Consider the following 21,271-nt stretch of genomic DNA (forward strand, 5'->3'; position numbering starts at 1 on the left):
CCCGGATCGCCCCGCGCCCGGTCGCCGCGTCACCCTTCGTTGACTTGCCACCTGCCGCTATTTATACTGGTGCGGACTCAGCCGACCGTTCAGCCCATTCCGGAGACCGGTTATGTTGGATGCACATGTACTTGTCCTGAACAAGTCGTGGATCGCCATCAACGTGGCGACCGCGCGACGTGCCCTGGCGCTGTTGTACCAGGGCCACGCCCGCGTTGTGCATCCGCGGGACTATTCCCTCTACTCCTTCGAGGCCTGGTGCACGCATTCGCGCAGGGAATACATGAAATACCCCGACGCGAACGTCGTGCATACCCCGAAGCAGCCAGTCGTCCTCCCGGAAGTCATCCTACTGACCGTCTTTAACGGCTTCATCCGCCACGAAATCCGCTTCTCCCGCACCAACATCTTCACGCGCGATCAGCACCAGTGCCAGTACTGCGGCGCCCAGCCGGAAAAAAGCGATCTGACCCTCGATCACGTCATCCCCCGCTCCCGCGGCGGTATCGACTCGTGGGAAAACCTCGTCCTCGCCTGCGCGCGCTGCAACGTGAAAAAGAGCAACCGCACGCCAGAGGAGGCCAACATGCGCCTGCTCAAACAGCCCGCCGCGCCGCGCTGGCTACCGCGCTTCGGCATCTCCGTGCGCAAGCAAGAGCTGCACAGCTGGCAGCGTTTCGTCGACACCTCCTGCTGGGTGACCGACGTCGCGCGCTGATCGCCGCCTTGGCGCGCCCGCGCGCGCCACGCTATACTTGGGGCGCGAGAACGCCTCCCCATGCCCCCTGCGATACCCACACAGCCGTCCCAGACTGATCTCTTTGCCGAGGTCGTCCTCCCGATCCCGCTGGACCGCACCTTCTGCTACGCGGTGCCCCCGTCCCTGCGTGATCGGGTCGCCCCCGGCATGCGCGCCGTCGTGCCCGTGCTGAACCGCATCGACACCGGCTTCATCGTGGCGATCAGCCCCACGCCCGCCGTGGAAAAGGTCAAGAGTATCATCGACCTCCCGGACGAGACCCCCGTCTTCTCCCGGGAAATGCTCGCCCTGTGCCGATGGATCGCCGATTACTATTGCTGTTCCTGGGGCGAAGCCCTCCAATGCGCTGTCCCGCGCGGACTCAAAATCGGCACGCGCATGCGCTACCGGCTCGTCCCCGAAATGCTCGACGCCGGACGCTTCACCGATCGCCAGCGCGCCGTGATCGCCGCACTCTACAAGCGCGGCCCCCTCACCGAGGGACAGCTCGCGGGCGACGCCGGACGCCAGGCGCTCAGCAACACCCTCAACGCCCTCATCCGCCGCGGCGTCGTGGTCGCCGAGCCGGTCCTGCAGGACGCCGGCGTCTCCATCCGCACCGAGTGGTACGCGGAACTGAATACCGCCGCCCTGCTCGACAACGACGCCCTGGCCCAGCTCCAGCGGCGCGCGCCGAAACAGGCCGCGATCTACCTCGACCTCCTCCACACGGGCGGCGCCCTGGCCGTTTCCGCGCTGAGCGAAAAACACCAGACCACGCTGGCGACCGCCCGTTCCCTGGCGCAAAAGGGCCTCGTGCGGCTCGCCGAACGCGAGCTCTTCCGCCGCCCCGACACCGGCGCGCCCGGGCACGCGGCGGAAAAGTTCCCGCTGAACGAGGAACAGCAGGCCGCCTACGAAGCGATCGCCGCCTCGCTCGAAGCCCGCACCTTCCAAACCTACCTCCTCCGCGGCATCACCGGCTCCGGAAAAACCGAAGTCTATCTCCAGGCCATCGAGCGCACGCTGGAGCTCGGGCGGGACGCCATCGTGCTCGTGCCCGAAATCTCCCTCACCCCACAGACCGTCGGGCGATTCGTCGCCCGCTTCAAGCAGGACATCGCCGTGCTCCACAGCGGCCTGAGCCTCGGCGAACGCTACGACGAGTGGCGGCGCGCGCAGCGCGGCGAAGTCCGCATCGTGGTCGGCGCGCGCTCCGCCGTGTTCGCGCCCCTGCCCAACCTGGGCATGATCATCGTGGACGAGGAGCACGACAGCTCCTACAAGCAGGGCGAGTCGCCCCGCTACCACGCGCGCGACGTCGCCATCATGCGCGCCCACAACAACCACGCCGTGTGCGTCCTCGGTTCCGCCACCCCCGCGATCGAGTCCTATCACAACGCGGAGATCGGCAAATCCATCCGCCTCGACCTCACAAAACGCGCCACGAACGCGGCCCTGCCGTCGGTCAAGGTGCTCGACATGCGGATCGAAGCCAAAGAAAACGCCGGCCAGGTCATGCTCTCGCGCACGCTGGAGGACGCCGTAAACGCGCGCGTCGATGCGCGGGAACAGGTCATCCTCCTGCTGAACCGGCGGGGCTTCGCCCCCTTCGTCCTCTGCCCCCAGTGCGGATGGGTGGCCGAGTGCGCGGACTGCAACGTCAGCATGACCTACCACAGCGCCGGGGCCCTGCTCCGCTGCCACTACTGCAACGCGACCCGGCCCAAGCCCGAAATCTGCGACAAGTGTTACTTCAACCCGCTGATCTACCTTGGCGCGGGCACGCAGAAAGTCGAGGATTACCTCATGCACGCCTTTCCAAAGGCCCGGGTCGCGCGCATGGACGCCGATACGACCTCCGGTAAGGGCGGGCACGCCAAAATTCTGGGGCGCTTTGCGAGTGGCGAGATCGATATCCTCATCGGAACCCAGATGCTCGCGAAAGGCCACGATTTCCCCGGCGTCACCCTCGTCGGCGTCATCAACGCGGACACCGGACTCTGCATGCCCGACTTCCGCGCCGCCGAGCAGGCCTTCCAGCTGCTCACCCAGGTCGCGGGGCGCGCCGGGCGCGGCGATCAGCCGGGCGAGGTGATCATACAAAGTTTCCGCCCCAACCACTACGCCGTTCGCGCCGCGGCGGATCACGACTACCACGCCTTCTTCGCGCAGGAAATCGCCCACCGGGAGGGCGCGCAATACCCGCCATTCCGCCGCCTCGTGAACTTCGCCGTCGAAAGCGAAGACCAGGAGCTGGCCGAGCGCGGCATGTTCGCCCTGGGGCGCATCGTCCGCGAACTCATCCGCTCCGGCGGCTTCCAGGGCATGGAAGTCATGGGCCCCGCCCCGGCCGCCGTGAAAAAAGTTAAGAAACACTACCGCTGGCATCTGGGCGTGCTGTCCCGCAGCGCGAAAAAACTCAACGCGCTCACCCGCCACAGCCGCGATCAGTTCCTCGAACAGCACAAGGGCCGCAAGGTGCTGCTCAAGGTCGACCTCGATCCCTACGGCATCTTCTGAAGCCGGCGGGGCGCGGCCCCGGCATGCGGGGCCGCGCCAGTCGCATGTTCCGCCAAAGCCTACAGCATGCTCTTGAAGAGCATCTCAAAATCGTCGCGGCTGACTTCCCGCACGTTGCAGCCGTGGCACACATCGTTGATCGCGATGGCGACAAGCTGCGGCACGTGCTCGGGCTTCACCCCGGCCTCGCTCAACCGAAGCGGCAGACCAATGCGCTGGTTCAGCTCCTCAAGCCAGCGGTCAAAACTCAGGTCCGTGCCCGCCGCCGCCTGGAGGCGCGCCATCCGGTCCGGCAGCGCTTCCGCGTTAAAGCGCATGCACGCGGGCAGCATGATCGCGATCGCCAGGCCGTGGTGCAGGTCGCACACCGCCGAGAGCGCGTGCGCGCACGAATGCGTCACCCCGAGACCCTTCTGGAACGCCGTCGCGCCCATCGACGACGCCATTAGCATATTCCCGCGCGCCACGATGTTCTCCGGCGCCCGGACCGCCGTCTCCAGATTCTCCATGACCAGCCGCACGCCCTCCAGCGCAATACCGTCCGCCATCGGGTGGTATCCCTTCGCAAGGAAGGCCTCCACGTTGTGCGAAAGCGCGTCCACCCCCGTCGCCGCCGTAACCCCCGCCGGCAGGCCCACCGTCAGCTCCGGATCCGCCACGACCAGCGGCGGGAGCATCCGCGGATCGAAGATGATCCGCTTGATGTGCTGCTCGTCCGAAATCACGCTGCTCCGGCCCACTTCGCTACCCGTTCCCGCGGTCGTCGGAACGGCGATGTTGAACGGAATGTCCTGGTCCACCGGCGGCATGTTCGGGTTTCCGTCCTCGTAATCGAACACATCGCCCGGGTGGTTAATCATCAGTGCGATGACCTTGCCCACGTCCAGCGCCGCCCCGCCGCCCAGCAGAATGAAAGAATCCGCGTCGTGCGCCCGGTACGCGTCCACGCCGCCGGTAACCTGCGGCTTGTCCGGATTCCCGTGGATATCGCTGTACACCGCGGGCGTCAGGCCGGCGTCCTTCAAAATGCCAGCGATCTCCGCCAGGAAAGGCAGGTTCGCAATGCCGCGATCCGTCACAATGAGTGGGCGCCGCTTGCCCCGGGCCTTAAGCAACTCGCCCAACTGGGCGCGCGTGCCCGGACCAAAGATCATGCGCGTGGGGTAATTGTAGGAAGCGTTCTGCATGGGGTGTTCCTTGGTGCTTTATGCCGTTGTGTCTGTTGTCCCTGCCGTCCCTGCTGTCCCTGCCGTCCCTGTCGTCCCTCCTCCTCACCCGTAGAAATGCTCTATCCAGTTCTTGAACTCCAGCTCCCGAACGCCATCATCCAGGATATCGTCGTCGATGCCCAGCTGCCAGCGCAGATCCTTCCGGTGCGGCGCCGCAACCAGCTGATCAAGCCGGGTGACATAATCCTTCATCGTCGTCCCGTGGTTGTCCCCGAAAAAGCCCAGCCGCGTCAGCTTCTCCTCCCGCGCCTCAATCAGACGCGCCACCTCGTTCAAGTCGTATTCCGGGTGGTACTGAATGGCCCACATCTCACCATTCTTATACGTGAACGCCGCCGCCTGCACATCGCTCCAGCCATTGCCCGCCAGGTGCACCCCCGCCGCCGGCAGCGCCTTCACCTCGTCGTCGTGGCTCATGAAGTGCGAATACACGCGCGGCTTCCCCGCAAACATCGGGTGCTTCACGCCTTCCTCCGTCAGCAGGATCTTCTGGCCCACACCCATCTCGCGCCCCTTGTCGCACGGCCCCACCGAACCGCCGCAAACCACCGTCGCCACCTGGATCGCCCAGCAGCTCCCGAACTGCGGCAGGCCCGCCTCGAAAGCACGCTCGCAAAGCTCCAGGTGCCGCTTCACCTCCGGCACATCGTGGTACACCGTCAGGTTGCAGCCCGGCCACAAAATGCCGTCAAACGCCTTCAGTTCGTCGACCGTGTAGCCATCGCGCGATTCCTCGTCGCTGCTCAGCCACACCTCGTATTCCGCGCCCGGCATGTACTTCACCAGCAGGTCGCGGTAAAGCTCCCACGCCAGCCGCATCCGCACTTCGGCGAACTTCGCCCGGCTTTCCTGGTTGTATCCATCGGGGATGAGAAATCGCTTTGGACTGGACATTCGCTGTTCCTGTAATCGCTTTCGTGGTAGGTGATTGGGTGCGGCCAACGCCGCGTCAACGGTCCCCGACCCTTAAACTATCCGTCCAACCCCTTCAGGATGGCCGGCAATTCGTCGTAATTCCCGCAAACCGCATCCGGCGCGTGCCCATCGAGCGGGCGATCCTTAACGGCCGTCAACAGCACGCCACGCGCGCCGACAGCATGTGGGCCGCCGATATCGTTGTGCGGGCGATCGCCAATGTGCACGATTTCCCGCACATCGATCGAAAACGCCTCCGCAACCGACTCAAACACGCGCGGGTGCGGCTTGGAATTCCCCAGCTCGTCCGAAAACACAAAGTGATCGAAGCACCCCAGCATCCCCGCGCCCTCCAGCAGCTTCCGGAGATTCTTGCCCGGACTGAAAATCGTATCGGAGATGATCGCCAGCGGATACTTTCCGTGCAGCGCCCGCAAAGCCTCCAGCGCACCCGGCGCCGGATCCGGACGGAACTCCAGCTCCATGTCCTCGTGCAGCCGGACCAGCGCCGCGAATTCCTCCGCCGGCAAGCTGCGCTTCAGCCCGTCCAGAAGAATCTCCAGCCGCTCCGCAACCGACATCGTCACGTGAAGATCGTGCCAGACCTTTCGGTACGCCGCGTCGGCCACGTCATACGCGAGATCCACCGCCGACCGCTCAATGGCGCCGTGGCGGCTCAGGTACGCGTGCATCAGCGCGCGCCGCTCCACCGGCTTCGGCGGGCGGCCCGCCGCGGCGCGCTTCGGTTCGTCCGAATCATCCGCAAAAAGGCAGTCCCACAGATCGAAGGTAACCGCGCCGATTGGTCTCTTGCTCATACTACAGGGGTCTCATGGGGGTTACGAATCCGGGCCACCCGGTGCGCGCATGCGGCGGTGGCGCCGTCATCAAGGGGTACCCGGGAACGGGGGCGCCGCCGGGCGCGCGAAGCGGGCGGCGGCGCGCCGGGGAAGTGCGCTTCCCACCGCAAAATCCTAGCACAGCCCCCACAAACATGGCAACGGAACACACACAAATGCGCCCAGGCGCGCCGGCCCATAGTCCAGCCCATCCATTCGCCCCACCCAATTCACTCTGTCCACGCGCCTGCCCGCCGAAGGACGGCCGACCCCATCCACCCCATCCACCCCATCCACTCTGTCCACCCCGTCCACTCTGTCCACCCCGTCCACCCCGTCCACTCTGTCCACCCCGTCCACTCTGTCCACCCCGTCCATCCCGTCCATCCCGTCCATCCCGTCCATCCCGTCCACCCCGTCCACGGGCCTGCCCGCCGAAGGCGGGTCCACCCCGTCCACTCTGTCCACCCCGTCCACCCCGTCCACCCCGTCCACCCCGTCCACTCCGTCCACTCCGTCCACTCCGTCCACTCCGTCCACGCGCCTGCCCGCCGAAGGCGGGTCCACCCCGCCGCCAGGCGCACAAGCGCGCCCCAAACTACCCCGCAAGCGAAACCTCCCGGCGGCCCAGACCACCCGCCTCCCGGACCAGCACGGTCACCTCGCGGAGCCCATGGGCAAGCAGGTAGTCGCGCGATTCGGGGATACCCGCCCCCACTTCGCTCACCCGGTGGGCGTCGTCGCCGAAACAGCACGCCACACCGAGGTCCCGCGCGATTTCCACGATCCAGGGCGCGGGGTACGGCCCCCCAATCCCCTTGCGAAGCGCCGCGGTGTTGATGTCGAGAATCGCCTCCTGCTCCTTCATCAGCGCGAGCACCCCCCGGACCCGCTCCCGGACGCGGGGCGTGGCGAATGCGGGATCGTCGCCGCCGTGCCGGCGCACGAGATCCAGATGGCCCACGACCTCGGGGCGCAGCCCGGCAATCATCTCGGCGACGATGTCGTAGTAGCGGAGGGCGAAGCGCTCGCGTCCGCCGCAGGCTTCCACAGCGTGATCAAACCGTGCGCGGGTGTAGTCGATGATGACGCCGTCCACCCAGTGCACCGAGCCGACCAGGTAGTCGAGCTGGTGGGTTTCGCGAAGGTCCCGCATGACCTGGACGTAGCGCCCTTCTGGAACCACTTCCGCCTCGAATCCCGCCAGCAGCGTGATGCGGCCGGCCCAGGCGTCGCGCAGGCGCCGCGCCTCGCGGGCGTAGTCCGCGAAGAGGCGCGCCAGGTGGGCCGTGTCCCAGCCCAGGGATTTTTCCTCGTCATACACGTGCTCCGGCTCGACCCGCGGCGCGTGCTCGGTCAGGCCATAAACCGGCATCCCGAGGGCGTGAGCGCGTTCGACAAGCGCCTCCAGGGTGTCCTCGGCATGGTCGCAGTAGGTGCCGGAATGGCCGCCGTGCAGGGATACAAACCAGGGCGCATTCGTGGGTCGGGATGGCATGGGATGGGGTACCGGACTGTTTCAGGCGATGGAATCCGTTCGCCGCCGCGCGGCGAATACTACGCGCCATTTAAGCGAATCTCCCGCCGGAAACGCAACGGCGATGTAATCCGGCGCCTTGCATCCCGGTAATCGCTCTGATTAAATGCCCCATCCCATCGTTTTCCAAGGCCCATCCGGAAAGGAATCGCCATGTCCGCCCACCCCAATGCCACCGCCCGTTTCGATCTCACCGGCAAGACGGCCTGGGTTCCCGGCGGCGCGGGGCTGCTTGGCGCTCGGGTGAGCCGTGCGCTGGCGGAGCACGGCGCCCACGTGATCATCGCCGATATCCGTGCCGAGGCGGCGGAAGCGGCCGCGTCAGCCCTCGCGCGCGATGGCCTCTCGGCGGAGGGGTGCGCGCTGGACATCGGCGACGAGGCGGGGGTGACGGCGGCGGTCGACGCGATCATGGCGGCCCGCGGGCGGCTGGATATCCTCGTGAACCTGACCTATTTCTACACCAAGGCGCGCCTCGAGACCATGACGGCGGCCCAGTGGGAGGCGGGGATGCGCGTGTCGCTGACGGGGGCCTTCCTGGCCACGCGCGAGGCGGGCCGCGCCATGCAGGCCGGGGGCGGCGGCAGCATCGTGCACTTCAGCAGCATGTATGGGCTCGTGAGCCCCGATCCGCGCATGTATCCGCCAAGCCAGACGCCCAACCCGGTGGACTATGGCGTGGCCAAGGCGGGCCTGCTCCAGCTGGTGCGCTACCAGGCGGTATTCCTGGCCCCGCACGGCGTCCGGGTCAACGCGGTGGTCCCGGGCCCCTTCCCCAACCCGGATACGCAGGGCGCGGATCCCGATTTCATGGCCCTCCTCAAGGCCAAATGCCCCACCGGTCGCGTGGGCCATCCGGAGGAGATCGCCGGGGCGGTGGTTTTTCTGTGTTCGGACGCGGCCAGCTATGTAACAGGCACGAAAATCGTGGTGGATGGCGGCTGGACCGCCTGGTAGCCGCCCGGGTATGCATGCGCGCGGCACGGGTAACGGTTTTTGCGCCAAATCCCGCCCAAACCGTATAATGAGCGGCTTTAACCAAGGTGAGTTGAATGATTCGTGCTGGCATAGTTGGCGTAACGGGATACGGCGGGCGGGAGCTCTTCCGGCTGCTCCATCCCCATCCGGAAGTGGATGTGGTCGCGGCGGTTTCCTCGAGTGCGGCTGGGCAGCGGCTGGACGCGGTGCTCCCGCAGTTCCGCGCCCTGACCAACCTGGAATTGACCGCGTTTGACCCCGATGCCCTGGCCGCCGCCTGCGACGTGGTCTTCGTCGGCGTGCCCGGCGCGGAATCCATGGCCATGGTGCGCGCGTTGCGCGGCGCGGGCGTCCGCGTGATCGACATCGGCCCCGACTTCCGGCTGAAGGACACCGCGAAGTTCAAGCAATACTACAAGCACGATCACGGCGCCCCGGAATTGCTCCCGGAAGCCGTCTACGGCTATGTGCCCATGAGCCGCGACGCGCTGCCCGGGGCCTCCCTGGTGGCCGTCCCCGGTTGCTACCCGATCAGCATCCTCACCCCGCTCCGGCCGCTCCTCGGCGCGCCCATTGACCCGAGGTCCATCGTGATCAACGCGGTTTCCGGCGTGAGCGGCGCGGGACGATCACCGTCGGAAGCCTTCCATTTCCCGGAGATGAATGAGAACCTGAAGGCCTACAAGGTCGGCGTGCACCAGCACATCCCGGAGATCGAGCAGGCGCTGGATCACACGTGGACCGTGCAATATACGCCCCACGTGGTCTCCATCACGCGCGGGATTCACACGACCATCGTCCTCCGCCCCGAAAGGGATTTCGACCCGGCGCCATATTACGCCTGCTACGACCGCGAGCCCTTTGTCCGCGTTCTTGGCGAGGGCGTGCTTCCCGAAGTGAAATACGTCAAGGGCTCCAATTTCATCGATTTCGGCTGGGTGCGCGACGCGCGCACCGGCAACCTCCTGCTCCTTTCCGCCATCGACAACCTCGTCGGCGGCACGGCCGGCATGGCGGTGCAGTGCATGAACCTGATGTTTGGCGTGGAAGAAACGACCGGCCTCCGGGCGGGAGGGCTCGCCCCATGAAGATTATCGGAGGCGGGGTGTGCGCCCCGCAGGGCTTCCAGGCCTCGGGATTCAACGCCGATATCAAGGGCAAGGGCTCGGACAAGCTCGACTGCGCCTTGGTGGCCAGCCAGGCCCCCGCGGTTATGGCCGGCGCCTTTACCACCAACCTGCTGAAGGCGCCGCCGCTCCAGTGGACTGAGGGCGTCTGCATTCGCGGGGCCGGGCGGGCGGTGCTCATCAACAGCGGCAACGCGAACGCGTGCACCGGCGCGCAGGGCGTCGCCGATGCGCAGCGCACCGCCGAGCAGGTCTGCCTCGGCCTCGAAATTCCGATCACCGAGGTGGCCGTGCTGAGCACGGGCGTCATCGGCGTGCCGCTGCCCATGGATCGCATCGTCCGCGGCGTGAACGGCTGCGTCCAGGCCCTCTCGGAGGCCGGCCACGAAAACGCCGCGCGCGCCATCATGACCACGGACACCGTGCCCAAGGAAATGGCGGTGGAGATCCCGCTCTCGGGCGGCCCGGTGCGGCTTGGAGCCATGGCGAAGGGTTCCGGCATGATCGCGCCCAACATGGCCACCATGATCGCCGTCATCACCACCGACGCCCGAATCGAACCCGACGACCTGCGGGCGCTCCTCCGCGCCTGCGTCGATCGTTCCTTCAACTGCATGTGCGTGGACAACGACATGAGCACGTCGGACGCCGCCCTCTGCATCGCCAACGGGGCCGCCATGGCGGAGCCACTCCGGCCGGGCACGCCCGACTTTGAGGCCTTCGGCGAGGCCTTGGAGCAGCTCTGCGTGGCGCTCGCCAAGGCGCTCGTCCGGGACGGTGAAGGGGCCACCAAATTCATCGAGATCCAGGTGGCCGGCGCGGAAGACGACAACGACGCAAAGACCGTGGCGCGCAGCATCGCGCATTCCCAGCTCTGCAAGACCGCCTTCTTTGGCGAGGACGCGAACTGGGGGCGGATCGCGTGCGCCGCGGGCTATTCCGGCGCGGATTTCTCGCCCGAACACCTCCGGATCTCTATCGGCGACGTCGCCGTCGTGCACGATGGCCTGCCCACGCTGTTTGACGAAGCGGCGGCCAAGGCGGTCATGAGCAAGCCCGAGATCACCGTCTCCGTATCGCTCGGGGACGGCCCCGGCGCGGCGACCTTCTGGACCTCCGACCTGAGCCACGACTACGTGTCCATTAACGCGGACTACCGCACCTGAGCGGCGGCGCGCCGGCGAAAACCGGGTAATACCCTGAAGACGAGACCATGCAGGAACTGATAGAAAAAGCGGCGGTGCTGATCGAGGCGCTGCCCTACATCCGCGATTTCAACGGCAAGACCGTCGTGATCAAGTACGGCGGCGCCGCCATGCTCGACCCGGAATTGCGCCGGAGCACCGCCGAAGACATCGTGCTGATGAAGTACGTCGGGATGAATCCCGTCATCGTCCACGGCGGCGGCCCCGCAATCAATCAGATGCTCAAACGCGTGGGCATCGAGTCGCGCTTCAATACCCACGGCCTCCGCATCACGGACGACGAAACCATTTCCGTCGTGGAAATGGTCCTGTGCGGCTCCGTGAACAAGGACATCGTCAGCCTCCTGAACACCGCCGGCGGCGGGGCCGTCGGCCTTTCCGGCAAGGACGGCAACCTGCTCTACGCCCAGAAGAAAATGATGCCCGACGGCGGCGACATCGGCCACGTCGGCGAGATCATCCAGGTGAACACCAAGGTCATCGACACGCTCGTGGCCGCCGGCATGGTCCCGGTTATCGCCCCGCTGGCGACCGACGCGCGCGGCGGCGTGTGGAACGTAAACGCCGATACCGCGGCTGGCGAGGTGGCCGGCGCCCTCCGCGCCGAGAAACTCGTCTTCATGACCGACACCCCCGGCCTGCTCCGGGATGTCAAGAACCCCGATTCCCTTATTCACCAGCTGCGGCGGGACGAGATCCCCGAGCTGCGCGCCTCCGGCATCATCGCCGGCGGCATGATTCCGAAAGTCGAGGCCTGCGTCGGCGCGTTGACCGCGGGCGTCCGCAAGACGCATATTATAGACGGGCGCGTTTCCCACAGCCTGCTCCTGGAAATCTTCACCCGCCAGGGGCTCGGCACGCTCGTAAGCCATTAACGATTCTTCCGGCGGCCGCCAATTCGCGCGGCGCCCGAATTGCTCTTTACACCGGGCCGGCAAGCCCCCACAACACAGGAGATGCGGAGTTGTCCGAATCAGCGACCGTACCATTTGAATTGATCTCGCAGGGCGGCATTCTGATGTGGCCCATTATGTTCTGCTCCTGCGTGGCCCTGGCGATCATTATCGACCGCTTCCGATTCCTGCGGCGCGCCACCATCGATACCCGCGAGTTCATGGACACCATGCGCCAGGTCCTCCGCCAGAACCGCATCCAGGAAGCCATCCAGATCTGCGACGACACGGACGCGCCGGTCGCGCGCATCATGAAGGCCGGCATTCTCAAGAAGAGCCGCCCCAAGGAGGAGATCCGCGAAGCCATCGAAGACGCCGGTAACCTGGAGCTTCCCCACCTGGAGCGCCACCTCTCCGCCCTGGCCACATGCGCGAACATCGCGCCGCTCCTCGGCCTGCTCGGCACCGTCTCCGGCATGATCAAGGCCTTCGCCCAAATTCAGAACAAGCGCGGCCAGGTGAATCCCGCCGACCTCGCCGAGGGCATCGGCAACGCGCTCGTCACCACGGCGGCCGGCCTCGCCGTCGCCATCCCCATCCTCGTGGTCTACAATTGGCTCGTCACCCGCGTCGACAATATGGTCGTAGAAATGGAAATCAGCTCCGCGGAGCTCGTGGAACTGCTGACCCGCCACCAGGGCGAACGCGAGATTTAACGTATGAAGTTCAAACGGAACAACAAGCGGCGCATCGTGGCCAACGTGGAAATGACGCCCCTGATCGACGTCGTGTTCCAGTTGCTGATCTTCTTCATGCTCTCTTCCACCTTCGTCGTGCAGACCTCAATCCCCATCGAAATCCCGAAGGCCCCCGGCGCGAACAAGCTCGAAGTAAAGGACGTCGATATCTTTCTGCGACCCGGGGTTGGCGGCCCCGATAACGGGGGTGAGATCATTGTAAGGGGTGGTGATTTGCAGGAGGACATTCAGATTTCTGAGTGGGCCGAACTCTCGGAGTTTCTTTCTGTCATTGCCGAACGAAAGCCCGATGCCTTGGTCCTGATATACGCAGACGATCAAACTCCATCCGGTCGCCTCGTCAGGGTGTTCGGTATTGCCAACAGTGTTGGGATTGAAAAGTATGGAGTCGCCGCCGAATCGCCGGGCGACGTGTAGGGCGCATGGCGGAGCCGAAACCCAGGTGGTACGCACACTTTCGCCGGCGGGCGGACCGCCGCAGTTTCTACCTCGCCCTCGGAGCCTCCACCGCGCTGCACCTCTCCATGGTGACCGTCTTCAGCATCGTCATTCACTTCCCCCGCAACGATATCCAATTCCGAGATTTCGCCATTATTCCGGTGACGGTGTATGACGCGCCGGAATCGCCGGGGAAACCCACCGAAGGCGCGCCCGGCTCGGCGCCTGAGCAACTCGCGCTTCGGGGCGACGGCGGGGCGCCCGCCATCGACCTGCCAACCCTGGAGTTCGCCGAACTCGAGCGGCTACGCGTCCGCCAGGAAAGCCTTCAGGCATGGTCCCGCTTCGACGATCTCTTCGAGCCGCGCGATGTCGACAGCTGGGCGCGATTCAGCCGGAGTCTCTCCGGCCTCTCACGCACCCTCTCGGATTTGCGGCGGCCCGGTGAAACCGGCAACATCGGGCGGGACACGCTCGCCATCGGCGCGCGCCAGGAGCGGATCCCGACCCACCGGCCCGCCGAGGGCTTCGAGGCCCACATCCTATGGGCCGGTGAACCCGCCGATCGGGACCTCCTCTTTGCCCCGCCCGTCGAGGCCCTGTGGTCCGTCGACCCGGCCACCCTGGTGCGACCGATTGAGGTGGTCCTGCAGGTAAACGCCCTGGGCAAAGTCGTCAACGTATTCAGCCCCAACGTGGACAACCGGGATCTCATCGACGAAGTCCAGCTCACCGTGTTGCAGTACCGCTTCGAACCGCTCGCCCTCGAGGAAGGCGCAATGCAGACCGCAACGCTCCGGATCCAGCGCGCGCGGGAGGAGGCGCGGGAATGATTGAAATCTCCCTGCCCGCCGCCCTGATCATCTACAGCGCGGCCATCGTCGCGGGAGCCCTGGCGATCTGGGTGTACACCGAAATCACCACCCGCCGCGCCTACCTCGTGCTCGAAAAGCAGTACCTGTGGCGATGCTCCTACTGCTCCTACGTCTATCTCGACCAGGACGCCATCCGCCACTCCACGTGCCCGCAGTGCGGGGCCATCAACGCGCTGGAGGACAAGGGCGCGCGCTACATTCCCGCGCCCAGAGCGCTCGCGGCCCAGGAGGAGCATCGGGAAGGGCGGGAAAGCCGGCGCAATCCATCGCGCGGAAAGCGGCCCGGAGCCCGGCGCAGGGGCCCGCGCAAGCGAAGCCGGTAGCGGGTCACTTGTGAAACGCGCGACGCCTACCGGAACCAGGCGAGCAACCGCTGGAGAAAACTCCCGCCCGCCACGGTAATCTCGCGCGCGCCGGGTTGCAGCGGGCTGTGCGGCGGATTGCCCGTCACACGGATCGTCACCGCGGTCACGTTGTCGGTCCCCCCGTTTTCCAGGGCCAATTCGACCACGTTACGCGTGCCCTGCTTGAGGTCGCTATCGGAAAGGCACGACGCGATTTCACGGTTGGGAACCATGTTTGAAAGGCCATCGGAACAGATCAGCAGGGTATCCCCCAGGCGGAGCCGAACCGCAAAAAGATCAACCTCCACGTCGGGCTTGATCCCCACCGCGCGGGTGATCAGGTTCTTGAAGGAACTGTTCTCCGCTTCCTCCTCGCTGATGACCCCGTTGCGAACCTGCTCCGCAACCAGCGAGTGGTCGTCCGTGATCTGGTGGATGCCCGCCCCGTCCCGGAGCAGATAGACCCGGCTGTCCCCCACCTGGGCAATGTACGCCCAGCACCCGAACACCAATACCGCCGAAACCGTCGTCCCCATGCCGGCGTAGTCCGGGTTTACCTCCGCCTCCTCAAAAACGTGCTGGTTCGCTTCCTCAAGCGCGTCCCGCAGCGCTTCGGGGATGGCCGCCTCGGGTCCAGTGTAGTACGCGTGGTGCATCGCGCGAAGCGACATCCGGCTTGCGTACTCCCCCGCGCTCGCCCCCCCCATCCCGTCCGCCACTGAGAAAAAAAGGCCCCGCGCGTCTGACAGGGCTGTGTCCTTCGGCGCGCAGATAAGGCACGAGTCCTCGTTCTTCTGGCGCTTCAGGCCCACATCCGTCAGCATCTGGGCCTGAAGATAGCCGCCGAACCACGACGCCTCGAAATTCTTTCCGTCCGCCGGGCCGGCCACCGCGCCTGGGATTAAGTCGTTCAACGGGCGGCTACCTCCGGGATTGCCGGGTGGTGGCGAAATGCGCGGCGGGTGCGAACACTGCGCCGGCCCGCTCTCGTACAACCGGTCTAACTTCGGTGCCCATGGCAGCCTCCGTGGTCTGCGTTGCGCGTCGTCCCGCAGCATCGCATAACTGCCGATATTAAAGCAAAAAAGGTGGGGCCGGGCAACCGCCAGGTTGCCCGGCCCGCGTGGTGTGATCCGTATCAGTTCTTGCCGCGGCCGGCCACGCCCGCCGTCGACTTGATGCGCTGTGCTTCGGGCACGTTCGGGCGAAGCGAACGCGACGCCGCGCCGGCGCGCCACATCTCGCTGTTGCGCAGTTCGGTCAGTTCCTGGTCCAGCTTTTCCTTGTAGTCCTTGCCGCCCGTCGCGCGAAGAACCCGCTTGCACTCCTCGCCGTTCTTCACGCGCTTGTAGAGTTCCTTGAACACCGGCAGCGTCGCCTTCTTGAACTTCGGGGCCCAGTCCAGCGCGCCGCGCTGCGCCGTCGCCGAGCAGTTCGCGAACATCCAGTCCATGCCGTTCTCGTCCACCAGGCGGATCAGGCTCTGGGTGAGCTCTTCGACCGTCTCGTTGAAGGCTTCCGCCGGGCTGTGGCCGTTCTTTCGGAGCACTTCATACTGCGCCTCCATCACGCCCGCCAGCGCGCCCATCAGGATGCCGCGCTCGCCCGTGAGGTCGCTGTAGACTTCGCTCTCGAAGGTCGTCGGGAACAGGTAGCCCGAGCCCAGCGCGATCCCGAGCGCCAGGCAGCGCTCCGTCGCGCGCCCGGTCGCGTCCTGGAAGACCGCGTAGCTGGAATTAATCCCCACGCCCGCCAGGTAGTTGCGGCGCACCGAGGTGCCCGAACCCTTCGGGGCCACCATGATCACGTCCACGTCCGCCGGCGGGATGACCTTGGTATGCTCTTTGTACGTGATCGAGAAGCCGTGGGAGAAGTACAGGGCGTCGCCCGTCTTCAGGTGCTTCTTCAGCGTGGGCCAGTAGGCTTTCTGCGCCGCGTCCGACACCAGGTACTGGATAACCGTTGCGCGCTCCAGCGCCTCTTCGGTCGTGAAAAGATTCTCGCCCTTCTTCCAGCCGTCTTTCTGCGCGCGCTTCCAGCTCTCCTTCGATCCCTCGCGCAGGCCCACAATCACATTGAAGCCGTTGTCGCGCATGTTGAGGGCCTGGGCCGGTCCCTGGACGCCGTAGCCGATTACCGCGATGGTCTCGCCCTTCAGGACCTTCTTGGCCTTGGCCATCGTAAACTCTTTGCGCGTTACGACGTCTTCCTTCACCCCGCCAAAATCGATTAACATGTCATACCTCCAGATTGTGAGAGAACCGGGCCCGCCCCGGAACGTTGGGGATTGCAGCGAGCGGCTGGCGCCGGGCCGTGTGATGGCGCGGGCCGGGTCCACGCTGCACGCGCCCGCAACAGTATCCACTTCAATGCGCACAACCCGCATATTGTAGTGCGTAACCGTCTTGGAATCAAGACGTTGGCCCGTGCGCCCACCGAAAAGACGATTTCCCCCGGAAAAGCGGCGCCCACAACACGCCCCCTCTACCCCCTCTGTCCACGGGCCTGCCCGCCGAAGGCGGGTCCGCTCTGTCCACTCTGTCCACGGGCCTGCCCGCCGAAGGCGGGTCCGCTCTGTCCACTCTGTCCACGGGCCTGCCCGCCGAAGGCGGGTCCACTCCGTCCACTCCGTCCACTCCGTCCACTCTGTCCACGGGCCTGCCCGCCGAAGGCGGGTCCACTCCGTCCACGCCGCCCCAACCCAATTCAGCCCCCCGCGTTTCGCGCCTTCGGCTGAAGCACCAGGTACGCCGGCATCCCGATCACATCGTAGTACTCCATGATCTCTTTGGTCGGCGAAGTCTTCGGCTGTTCCGCCTGGTACTTGATCTTCACGAACGACTCCAACTTCTCCACCACCGCCGGATCCTTCAGCGTCGTGTCGTCCATCACCAGGCAGTTCTTGCACCACGTCGCCCAGAAATCGAGAAACACCGGCTTGCCGCTTTCCAGCGCTTCGGCCAGCCCGCCTTCGAGGCTCGTATGCCACCCTTCCTTCACTTCACCCGCAACCGGCGCCTGCACGCGCATGAGCGTCCACGCCTGGTAGCCGTAATAGATGGCGAACGCGATGATAAAGACCCCGAACGCCTGCTTGACCCGCACCATCCACATGCCCGGTTTCGGCAGTACGGAAAGCCCCGCGCCCACAAAGGGCCACGGAAGCGCCATGCCCACCCCCAGCAGAAACGGGAGCGCGAGCGCCAGTGTATTCCCCTGGCTGTAGCTGTCCTGCGCGAAGAGGATCGTGGAGATAACCACCGGCGCCACACACGCCCCCGCAAGCAGCGCGGAGACGCATCCCATGAAAATGGCTATCGCGAAGCTGCCGTTCTCGTTCTTACGCACGCCGAGTTTCGCCTGGAACTTGGTGAAGTCGATCTGGATCACATCGAACATCGCCAGGCCGAGAACCACAAACAGCGCGGCGATCAGCCCGTTGAACCAGGGGTTGGCGTTAATCGTCCCGAAGGCGGTCGCGAAGCTCAGCATGACCGCCAGCCCGAGCAGGCCGTACACCAGCGCGATGCCCGCCCCATAGGCCCCGCCAAGCGCGAAACCGCGGCTGCGCGATCCCGCACGCGCGCCCGCGCCGATGATCGCCACGTTCACCGGTATCAACGGCAACACGCACGGCGTCAGGTTCAGCGCCAGCCCGCCCGCCACAATCAGAAAAAGGATCAGGCCCCAGCTCTTGCCCGCGAAGCCGCCCTGCGCCCCGGGCGCGGCCTCACCCGCCAGGCCCGCGTCGAGAAACGCCAGGAAAGGCCCGACGCCCTCGTAGCCGGCCACCGCAACCACCTCAAATTGATCCGAAAGCGCCTTCCAGTCGCCCGACGCCGCAACCGGCCCGGGAGCCGCCGCATCCGAACCGCCCTCGGTGTCCAAAGCCGGGGCCGCCGATTCGCTCCCCGCCTCGGACCACGTGATCGACGCGATGACGTCCGCATGCTGCGGCGCGCCGCCCGGACCCACCGTAACCGGCAGCGCCAGTTCCAGCGTGTCGGGCGGGAAGCACATCTTGTCGTCGCAGGCCTGGTAGCGGAACGTGCCCTTCAACGTGTACTCGCCCGGCGCCACATCCGCGCCGACCTCAATCACAAGCCCGATATTGAAGGCATGCTCATATACCGCCAGCTCTTCGCCCTCCAGGTTAAACAGCACGTGCTCCGGGTAGACGACCTGCTGCGCGGAGAACCCGTTCTCGGCGGCGATCTCCACCACGGTCGGAATGTAGAACGACTCCAGCGGCGTGTGGGAATTGACGTGGAAGCCCTCGTTCAGGGTGAACTGGATCGCGGCCCGGAACGTGGACCCCGGCGCGGCCTCGGTCGTTTCGGGCGCGAAGCTGTACTTGACCTCGGGCCCCTGGGCCGCGACCGGCGAAACCGCCAGCAGGGCGGCAATAGCGATAAGAACATGAAAGAGGCGGAACGCGTGTACCATGGGGGGTTACACTCCTATCGGGAAAGGCGCGGCAAGGCGCCTGTGCGGGTGACAAAGCGAAGATCGGGAAGGGCCGCTTCCAACCGGCGGCCCCCCTGTCGAAGCTTGCGATATATTCGCCCCCCGCCGGGGAACATGTCAAACGGCCCCCGCCCCGTCTGCTATGATGCCCCTTCGCCGCGGATGGCGCGAGGAGATCCCCCATGTCCCAACTTACCCGCAGACACGCCCTGAAATCACTATCGCTCGCCGCAATCGCCGCAGCCCTGCCCGCCCGGGGCGCCGAGTCGGCCTTTCCGCGCGTCGATCCGGCGGACGAGGGAGTCGATCCCGAGAAGATCGCGGCCCTCCTGGCCTTTATCGACGCCGAAATCGCGGCGGGATCCATGCCGGGCGCCATACTGGTCGCGGCGCGCCACGGCGGGATCTTCGCCGAACATTATGCCGGTACGTACCGGGACGCCAATGGCGCGGACAACCCGGTCTCGGCCGCGGCGGCGCACCCGCTGTTCTCCTTTTCCAAGGGCATCGCCGGCACGGTCGCGGCCCTGGTGAAGCAGGACGGCCTGATCGATTTCGACGCGCCCGTGTCCCGGTACATTCCCGAGTACACCGGCGGCGGGAAGGACGGGACGACGGTGCGGCATCTGCTGACCCACGCGGCGGGCATCCCCGGCGAGAGCCACGGCCCGGTGGAGACGGAGGAACAGTGGAACGCCTACCTGGCCCAACTCTGCGTGGCGGAGGCCATCTGGAAGCCCGGCGAACGCACCGGCTACCACGGCCTTTCCGGCATGTTCCTTGTCGCCGAGATCATCCGGCGCGTTTCGGATCGCCGACCCTGGGAGACGATCTGCCGGGAGCGCCTCTTCGATCCCATCGGCGCGCGCTTCACCTTCGCGCCCGACCCGGACCGCGGCCCGGTGGCCGTGGCGCCCGGCTACTTTGAGTCCATCGCGCCCGGCAAAAACGGGATCGGCGCGCATCCCGCCGGCGGCGTGTTCGGGACGCCCGAGGACATGCTGCGCCTCCTGCAAATGATCGTGCAGGGCGGGACCTGGAACGGCCGCGTGCTGCTCCAGCCGGAAACGTGCGGGGAACTGCTTACTGTGCAGTACGCCGATCAGATTGCAGAGGCCGTCGCCGCCGGCCAGGCGCCCGCCCACGAACCGTGGGGCATCGGATGGCTCGTTCGCGGAACAGCCCCCCGCTGCGACGGCGGACCCTGGTTCGGCTTCGGCGACGGAACGTCCCCGACCCTCTTCGGGCACGCGGGCGTCGACACGGTGTTCGGCGTCGGCGATCCGGCCCGGGATCTCGCGTTCGTGTTCCTTATGACCGCCAAGCTGAAGGACGCGGCGGAATCGACACGTATCCGGCGCGAGGTGAGCAACCGGCTGCAGGCGGCGCTCATCGCGTAGCCGCTCAGCCTTCCGCGAGCCAGCGCGCGGCGTCCCGCGCCCAATACGTGAGGATGAGCTTGGCGCCCGCGCGCTTGATCGCCAGCAACGACTCCATCGCGGCCTTCTTCTCGTCGATCCAGCCGTTCGCTCCGGCCGCCTTGATCATCGCGTATTCGCCGGAGACGTTGTACGCCGCAATCGGGAGGTCGAAATTGTCGGCGGCCCAGCGGATCACGTCCAGGTAGGGCAGCGCGGGCTTTACCATCACGATGTCCGCGCCCTCGTCGATGTCCAGTTCGATCTCGCGCATCGCCTCGTTCAGGTTCGCCGGGTCCATCTGGTACGACCGCCGATCGCCGAAGCTGGGCGGCGATTCCGCGGCGTCCCGGAACGGCCCGTAGAAGGCCGAGGCGAATTTGGCGCTGTAGGCCATCACGGGGATGTCGTTAAAGCCTTCGTCGTCCAACGCCATCCGAATTTCGCCGACGCGCCCGTCCATCATGTCGGACGGCGCGACCATGTCCGCGCCGGCCTCGGCGTGGGCCAGGGCCTCGCGCACGAGCAGCTCCAGGGTCTGGTCGTTGTCCACGTCGGGCTTGCCGTCGCGATTCTCCTGGATAGCCCCGCAGTGGCCGTGATCGGTGTACTCGCACATGCAGACATCCGTAATGACGCACAGCTCGGGACACGCCTTCTTCACCGCCTCTACCGCGCGGCACACGATGGCGTCGCTCGCGTAGGCCTGGGATCCCAGCGCATCCTTCAGCTTGGGAATGCCAAAGAGAATAATCGCGGGAATTCCCAGATCACGGATTGCCTTCGCCTCCTCCACGAGGGTATCGACCGAAAGCTGGTGCTGACCGGGCATGGAGGCGATCGGGTTGCGCACGCCGCTTCCGGGGCGGACGAAGAGCGGCAGAATCAAGTCGGAAACGCTAAGCTCGGTCTCGCGAACCATCCGGCGGAAGGTCTCGTTGCGGCGGAGCCGGCGCATGCGGGTCATCGGGAACATGGTTGTCTCC

The 21,271-nt window shown here is 66.0% G+C and carries 20 protein-coding genes; 11 read left to right on the forward strand and 9 right to left on the reverse strand.

Annotated features, from left to right (window positions below; all coding sequences use genetic code 11):
- Positions 1 to 112: 112 nt before the first annotated feature.
- Together KF886_23680 and priA are read left to right on the forward strand one after the other, a co-directional pair.
- A complete protein-coding gene (locus KF886_23680) occupies positions 113 to 718 on the forward strand; it encodes an HNH endonuclease (protein MBX3180361.1) in 606 nt (201 codons plus the stop codon).
- A 60-nt stretch (positions 719 to 778) separates the two neighbouring features.
- On the forward strand, positions 779 to 3,262 hold the full coding sequence (gene priA / locus KF886_23685) for a primosomal protein N' (protein ID MBX3180362.1): 2,484 nt from the start codon (positions 779 to 781) through the stop codon (positions 3,260 to 3,262).
- A 59-nt stretch (positions 3,263 to 3,321) separates the two neighbouring features.
- On the opposite strand, the gene KF886_23690 is transcribed toward priA, so the two are convergent.
- From KF886_23690 to KF886_23710, 5 genes are all read right to left on the reverse strand, one after another.
- Positions 3,322 to 4,449 (reverse strand): iron-containing alcohol dehydrogenase, encoded by a 1,128-nt coding sequence (locus KF886_23690; protein MBX3180363.1) that lies wholly within the window; start codon positions 4,447 to 4,449, stop codon positions 3,322 to 3,324.
- A gap of 84 nt (positions 4,450 to 4,533) precedes the next feature.
- Positions 4,534 to 5,385: a type 1 glutamine amidotransferase gene (locus KF886_23695; protein ID MBX3180364.1), complete on the reverse strand. Its 852-nt coding sequence runs from the start codon at positions 5,383 to 5,385 to the stop codon at positions 4,534 to 4,536.
- 77 nt (positions 5,386 to 5,462) lie between these two features.
- A complete protein-coding gene (locus tag KF886_23700) occupies positions 5,463 to 6,224 on the reverse strand; it encodes an HAD family hydrolase (GenBank protein ID MBX3180365.1) in 762 nt (253 codons plus the stop codon).
- Between the two features lie 156 nt (positions 6,225 to 6,380).
- Positions 6,381 to 6,767 carry a hypothetical protein gene (locus KF886_23705; GenBank protein ID MBX3180366.1) on the reverse strand — a complete coding sequence of 129 codons (387 nt, stop codon included), beginning with the start codon at positions 6,765 to 6,767 and terminating at the stop codon, positions 6,381 to 6,383.
- Positions 6,768 to 6,843: 76 nt separating this feature from the next.
- The gene (locus KF886_23710) at positions 6,844 to 7,743 is read right to left on the reverse strand and encodes a histidinol-phosphatase (GenBank protein ID MBX3180367.1); all 900 of its coding nucleotides are present in this window, start codon (positions 7,741 to 7,743) and stop codon (positions 6,844 to 6,846) included.
- Between the two features lie 192 nt (positions 7,744 to 7,935).
- Between KF886_23710 and KF886_23715 the strand changes: the two genes are divergently transcribed.
- From KF886_23715 to KF886_23750, 8 genes are all read left to right on the forward strand, one after another.
- Positions 7,936 to 8,739, forward strand: a complete 804-nt coding sequence (locus KF886_23715) for an SDR family oxidoreductase (protein ID MBX3180368.1) — start codon at positions 7,936 to 7,938, stop codon at positions 8,737 to 8,739.
- 95 nt (positions 8,740 to 8,834) lie between these two features.
- Positions 8,835 to 9,848 (forward strand): N-acetyl-gamma-glutamyl-phosphate reductase, encoded by a 1,014-nt coding sequence (gene argC / locus KF886_23720; protein ID MBX3180369.1) that lies wholly within the window; start codon positions 8,835 to 8,837, stop codon positions 9,846 to 9,848.
- Positions 9,845 to 11,053: a bifunctional glutamate N-acetyltransferase/amino-acid acetyltransferase ArgJ gene (gene argJ / locus KF886_23725; protein ID MBX3180370.1), complete on the forward strand. Its 1,209-nt coding sequence runs from the start codon at positions 9,845 to 9,847 to the stop codon at positions 11,051 to 11,053. Before argC ends, argJ begins: the two co-directional genes overlap by 4 nt.
- Before the next feature lie 47 nt (positions 11,054 to 11,100).
- Positions 11,101 to 11,967, forward strand: coding sequence for an acetylglutamate kinase (gene argB, locus KF886_23730; GenBank protein MBX3180371.1), 867 nt, complete (start codon positions 11,101 to 11,103; stop codon positions 11,965 to 11,967).
- A gap of 89 nt (positions 11,968 to 12,056) precedes the next feature.
- Positions 12,057 to 12,701, forward strand: a complete 645-nt coding sequence (locus KF886_23735; GenBank protein MBX3180372.1) for a MotA/TolQ/ExbB proton channel family protein — start codon at positions 12,057 to 12,059, stop codon at positions 12,699 to 12,701.
- 3 nt (positions 12,702 to 12,704) lie between these two features.
- Positions 12,705 to 13,160: a biopolymer transporter ExbD gene (locus KF886_23740; GenBank protein ID MBX3180373.1), complete on the forward strand. Its 456-nt coding sequence runs from the start codon at positions 12,705 to 12,707 to the stop codon at positions 13,158 to 13,160.
- A 5-nt stretch (positions 13,161 to 13,165) separates the two neighbouring features.
- On the forward strand, positions 13,166 to 14,014 hold the full coding sequence (locus KF886_23745) for a hypothetical protein (protein ID MBX3180374.1): 849 nt from the start codon (positions 13,166 to 13,168) through the stop codon (positions 14,012 to 14,014).
- A complete protein-coding gene (locus tag KF886_23750) occupies positions 14,011 to 14,379 on the forward strand; it encodes a hypothetical protein (protein ID MBX3180375.1) in 369 nt (122 codons plus the stop codon). The genes KF886_23745 and KF886_23750 overlap by 4 nt, the downstream gene beginning before the upstream one ends.
- A 26-nt stretch (positions 14,380 to 14,405) precedes the next feature.
- On the opposite strand, the gene KF886_23755 is transcribed toward KF886_23750, so the two are convergent.
- The 3 genes from KF886_23755 to KF886_23765 form a co-directional block, all read right to left on the reverse strand.
- Positions 14,406 to 15,314 (reverse strand): Stp1/IreP family PP2C-type Ser/Thr phosphatase, encoded by a 909-nt coding sequence (locus tag KF886_23755; GenBank protein MBX3180376.1) that lies wholly within the window; start codon positions 15,312 to 15,314, stop codon positions 14,406 to 14,408.
- Positions 15,315 to 15,538: 224 nt separating this feature from the next.
- Positions 15,539 to 16,636 (reverse strand): ketol-acid reductoisomerase, encoded by a 1,098-nt coding sequence (gene ilvC, locus KF886_23760; protein ID MBX3180377.1) that lies wholly within the window; start codon positions 16,634 to 16,636, stop codon positions 15,539 to 15,541.
- A 470-nt stretch (positions 16,637 to 17,106) separates the two neighbouring features.
- Positions 17,107 to 18,846: a thioredoxin family protein gene (locus tag KF886_23765; protein MBX3180378.1), complete on the reverse strand. Its 1,740-nt coding sequence runs from the start codon at positions 18,844 to 18,846 to the stop codon at positions 17,107 to 17,109.
- Between the two features lie 203 nt (positions 18,847 to 19,049).
- Between KF886_23765 and KF886_23770 the strand changes: the two genes are divergently transcribed.
- Positions 19,050 to 20,267, forward strand: coding sequence for a beta-lactamase family protein (locus tag KF886_23770; protein ID MBX3180379.1), 1,218 nt, complete (start codon positions 19,050 to 19,052; stop codon positions 20,265 to 20,267).
- 4 nt (positions 20,268 to 20,271) lie between these two features.
- Here the strand turns inward: KF886_23770 and hemB are convergent, their stop codons facing one another.
- Positions 20,272 to 21,261: a porphobilinogen synthase gene (hemB, locus tag KF886_23775; protein ID MBX3180380.1), complete on the reverse strand. Its 990-nt coding sequence runs from the start codon at positions 21,259 to 21,261 to the stop codon at positions 20,272 to 20,274.
- Positions 21,262 to 21,271 lie beyond the last annotated feature (10 nt).

It is taken from the genome of Candidatus Hydrogenedentota bacterium, assembly GCA_019637335.1.
Taxonomy (GTDB): Bacteria; Hydrogenedentota; Hydrogenedentia; order Hydrogenedentales; family JAEUWI01; genus JAEUWI01.